Origin of the sequence: Bacteroides sp. AF39-11AC (genome assembly GCF_003474285.1) — a bacterium.
Classification (GTDB): Bacteria; Bacteroidota; Bacteroidia; order Bacteroidales; family Bacteroidaceae; genus Bacteroides.
In genome coordinates this window covers 1-4,804 of sequence record NZ_QROH01000002.1, presented here as the reverse complement: position 1 = coordinate 4,804, position 4,804 = coordinate 1, and the positions used below count along the sequence as shown (strand labels likewise).

Annotated in this window: 3 protein-coding genes; all 3 read left to right on the top strand. The window is 54.4% G+C overall.

Translation table 11 applies throughout. The features are described from left to right. A partial coding sequence (locus DW036_RS02760) for an RHS repeat-associated core domain-containing protein (RefSeq protein WP_207810859.1) occupies positions 1 to 1,868 on the top strand: 1,868 nt, incomplete at its 5' end. A gap of 10 nt (positions 1,869 to 1,878) precedes the next feature. Beyond that, the gene (locus DW036_RS02755) at positions 1,879 to 2,865 is read left to right on the top strand and encodes an SMI1/KNR4 family protein (RefSeq protein WP_118356596.1); all 987 of its coding nucleotides are present in this window, start codon (positions 1,879 to 1,881) and stop codon (positions 2,863 to 2,865) included. Between the two features lie 5 nt (positions 2,866 to 2,870). Beyond that, the coding region (locus DW036_RS02750; RefSeq protein ID WP_222850734.1) for a DUF6531 domain-containing protein at positions 2,871 to 4,804 on the top strand (1,934 nt) is incomplete at its 3' end.

The following is a 4,804-nucleotide window of genomic DNA, read 5'->3' as shown; positions in this document are numbered from 1 at the left end:
TCGACGCTGTGGGAAACGTCACCGCCGAGAAAGGCTTCGACGGGGCCGTCCGTCGTTACCTGCGTGACAGGGGCGGACGCGTCGTCAGGGAGACGCTGCCTTCGGGGACGGAAAGGGAATACGGCTATGACGCCTGCTCGCGCGTGACGCGCGTCTCATACCCCACGGCCGGCGACCCCGACCAGACCTACGCCTACGGACTGTCCGGCAGGCTGGTGCAGGCATCGAGGGGGGAAAGCACGGTGGAGTTCGCGTACAACTCCCTGGGACTTCCGACACGGGAAACGGCCGACGGCAACACCATACTCCGCACCTACGACCATACCGGCAGGATACTCACGCTCGACAGCACGGCGGGGGCCTCGCTGCACTACACCCGCAACGCCTACGGGGAGCTTGAGGGGTTCACTGCCACCGGTGGCAGCGACGCCGACGGCGCGGGCTCGTGGGAATCGGCACACCGCCACGACGCGCTGGGCTTCGAGGTGGAACGCATCCTTCCGGGAGGCATTGTCCGCTCGTTCGCCTATGATGACATAGGCCGTCTGGTGGATGCCCGCACACGCAAGGACTCGCGCACACGGCACATGCGCCGCTACCGCTGGGGCGTCGCCGACAGGCTGTTGTCCGTGGAGGACAGCAGGCATGGCGAGACACGCTACTCCTATACCCCGACGGGGCAGCTCGAAAGGGCGGAATACCCCGACGGCAGGGTGCAGTGGAGGAAGAGCGACCAGACGGGAAACCTGTATCCCGACCCGGACATGAGGCTGCGCCGCTACCTCGGTGGCGGACGGCTGGAGCAGGACGGCGAATGGCACTGCGAGTACGATGCTGACGGGAACCTGACGGAACGCTACCTCGGCACGGGAAGGTGGCTTGACGGCAAGAAGGACCACTGGAGATACCGGTGGAACGCCGACGGCTCTCTGGCAAAGGTGGTGCGGCCCGACAAGAGGGAGGTGGAGTTCACATACGACGCGCTCGGGCGCAGGCTCTCCAAGAGCTTCGGCACGACGGTGACGCGGTGGGTGTGGAACGGCAACGTGCCGCTGCACCAGTGGAAGCAGCATAGGGAATACTCCGTCGTGGAGGACAGGTGGAACACGGACACGGAACGCCGCGACATGACGGTATGGCTCTTCGACGAGGATTCCTTCGTGCCGGTGGCAATGATAAAGGAAGGCAAGTCCTACTCGATACTGACCGACCAGCTCGGAACACCGACGGAGGCATACGACGCCGAGGGCAACGAGGTGTGGAGCCGGGTGCTTGACATGGACGGGAACGTCATTGAGGAGACCGGCAACAAGGGAATGGTACCGTTCCTGTTCCAGGGGCAGTATTATGACCGGGAGACAGGGCTGGCGTACAACAGGTTCAGGTATTACTCACCGAAGATGGGAATGTATGTCTCGCAAGATCCGATTGGATTATTTAGTGGGCTTACAAATTTATATGGATATGTTATTGACACAAATATCAGTATCGATGTTTTAGGGCTTTTAGATTTCATGCCAAATGATACTGATTTATTCCCAGTCACAGGTGCCCAAAAAAATACAGTAGTAATAACAATGCAAGGAAGCCGAGGACGAGATTTTACAGCAGCATATAAAGCAGCTGGAATATCTCGAAGTCAAGCAAAAGGTTATACATGGCATCATGTTGATGATTTTGATCCTCAAACGGGAACTACTACGATGCAATTAGTTCGTACTAATGGGCGACATCAAAAAGAAAATCATTCTGGATCTGTAAAACAATTTGAGTCTAAGATGAAAGTAAAATATGGGACTCGTAAATCAGTGAATAAAGCTTATAAAAAGGGTTGGGTCACTGGACGAAAACCCAGTTATCAAAAATAAGGTTAATTTTATGGAGTTGAAAGTTTTAGATTCTGAAAAAAGAATCACTATTAAGGACTTAGAAAATGTGGAGTCATTGTTGAATTTAACACTTCCAGAGGTGTTAAAGGAATTCTACTTACACCACAATGGTGGAACGATAGATAAAAAAATAACGATGCTTAATGAAGAAAATATTGAAATTGAAAGTATTTTTCCTATCAAATATGTGAAAGATTTTAATGATGATCCTGATTTTACAGCGGAAGGAGAAACTATTAAAATGCATAAAGCATTCGCAATACCACCGAATATGTTTATATTTGGAATGGAAAGTGAAGATGAAGGCCGCATTGCTGTTGATTTAAAAGATAATGATAATAAGGTATATCTTTACCCTATCACTGGTATGGCTGGGGATATATTTGTATTTGGCAAACCAACACTAATATCTACATCTATCAATGTCTTTTTTGCCAAATTAGAATCGGGAATAAATAAGCAAAGCAAAGAAATAGAAGCACCTTTAATATATAAGAAAGATGATAATAGTAAACAGATAGTATCTGACAATTGGCCTTCGATAACCAAAAGGGATATTGAGGATCTTGAGTTAAAATTAAAAATTGAAATTCCTCAAAGTATGAAGTTGTTCTATTTAAAGAATAATGGAGGTATACCATCTAACAACTTATTTATTCCACAAAACAAAAAGTTAGATGTTGTAGAAATTAATCTATTTTTACCTATTAAATACGATGACTGTAATACCAAATCAATATCTACCAATACTATAGACTGTTGGGAACACAAAACATTACCATTAGGTTTTGTCCCATTCGCAATAGATTCAGGAGGTAATTTTTATTCTATAAACGTATCAAATAAGAAAATATACTACTGTCTTATGGATCAGTGGGATAATAAAAAGACTAATGAAATGAATTACAAACATAATATTGTACAAGTAGCACAGTCATTTAAATATTTTGTAGATAATTTATTTTCTGAACTCTAATATATATGGCGGACACAGGCTATTTCGACAGCGTGAGTGCAAACCTAAAGACCGGCGTAGGGGCGCAGGTCAAGGGCATCTCGGAAGGCGTCAAGGCGAACTCCGATGCCGGTGTGTCACCGTCTGTCAATGCCCTCGACACGGGCGTCAAGGCGGCAGCCGCCATCGGCGGCCTTGCCGACGGCCTGAGCGAAGCCGCCATGCTCCCCGTACTGGGTGCCATGGGCATGAAGGGCATGGCCTGCCTGCCTATCTCCAAGCAGCTCGACCCGGTCATCGGCGTGGACATCCACCTCGTGACGATACCCCCGTCCCCCGTCGTGCCCATGCCTCACCCTTATGTCGGGGTTCTCCTCCGTCCGCAGGACTTCATCGCGGCGGCGGTCTCCTCGTTCATCCCCCCGCCACCGACAGCGGAACAGACGGGCGACGCCGACAGCGCGAAGCTCGCCGAGGTGGGCCACACCGTGCTGACGATGGCTGTAGGTATGCTCGGAGCCACCGTCAAGATAGGCGGCTTCATCCCCCGCGCGGTCGCATCCACACCCACGCGGAGCATCCCGCACATCCCCATGGGGGCAGGCTGGGCGGCCCCTTCAGCGGCGATACCAAAGAACAACGGCCACGCCTTTATGGGCAGCCTGACGGTACTTGCCGACGGGATGCCCTTCTCGGGCGGCGGCGCGCACCTGCACCTTGACTGCAACGACGTGGGCATACCGAGCGTGCACAAGGTTCCGGGCATGTTCCTGCCCACGGGTGTCATCAACCCGATACCTCCCGCCAGGCAGATACTCACCAGCCCGGTTCCCGTCCCCCTCAACCCCATGGCGGCACTCGCCCGCAAATGCACGGGGGCGTTCGGGCGTTTCTACAAGAAAAAGACCAGGAAGCTGGCGGACAGGCTGCACAGCAAGGTCAACAGGACGATAAAGAGCGAATCCCTGAAGAACATGCTCCACAAGGCCATCTGTACGGTCACGGGGCACCCCGTGGACGTGGCCAGCGGCACGTTCTTCACCGACGAGGAGGACTTCTGGCTCGACGGCCCGGTGCCCCTGTCATGGGAGCGCACGTGGTACAGCCGCAGCGACTACCGGGGTCCTCTGGGCAACGGGTGGCACCACGCCTACGACATGGGCGTCGTCGCGGACACGGAAGAGGGCACGCTGACGCTCCGCATGAGTGACGGCATCCCGGTGGCCTTCCCCCTGCCTACAGCGGAGGAACCCTCGTTCATCCTCTCCGAACGCAAGGAGGCCCGTCTGGAACAGGACGGCGGCTACTGCGTGTGGGACATGGCCGAGGACCTCTACTACCGCTTCACACACAAGGAGTACGATTCCGTGCGCCTGCTTGAGAGCGTGACCGACTGCAACGGCCTGGGCATCCGCTTCGACTACACGAAAGAGGGCCTGCTGCGCTCCATCACCGACAGCGCGGGCCGCCTCCTGAGGGTGGAGCACGACACGAGAAGCGGACGCATCCTTGAGATATGCGGCCCGCATCCGGAAGATCCGGAGAAAGAGATTACCCTCGCCTCCTACGAGTACGACGCCGACGGCAACATGACCCTCCAGCGCAACGCGGCGGGCGACGTGATGACATACGAGTATGCCGGAAGGCTCATCGTGAAGGAGACATGGCGCAACGGCCTTGCGTGGTACTTCGAGTACGACGGTACGGGCGTGGGTTCGCGCTGCGTACATACGTGGGGCGACGGCGGCATATACGACCACAGGCTCACGTTCCGGGAGGGAGTGACCGAGGTGCTCGACAGCCACGGGGAGCTGACGGTGTACCACCACCGCGGCGGCCTTGTGTGGAAGAAGGTCGATGCCAACGGCGGGGAACACCTGTGGCGTTACGACGACAGCCGCCGGCTCCTCGCACAGACGGACCCGCTCGGTAACAGCACCCTGTACAGATATGACCGCTG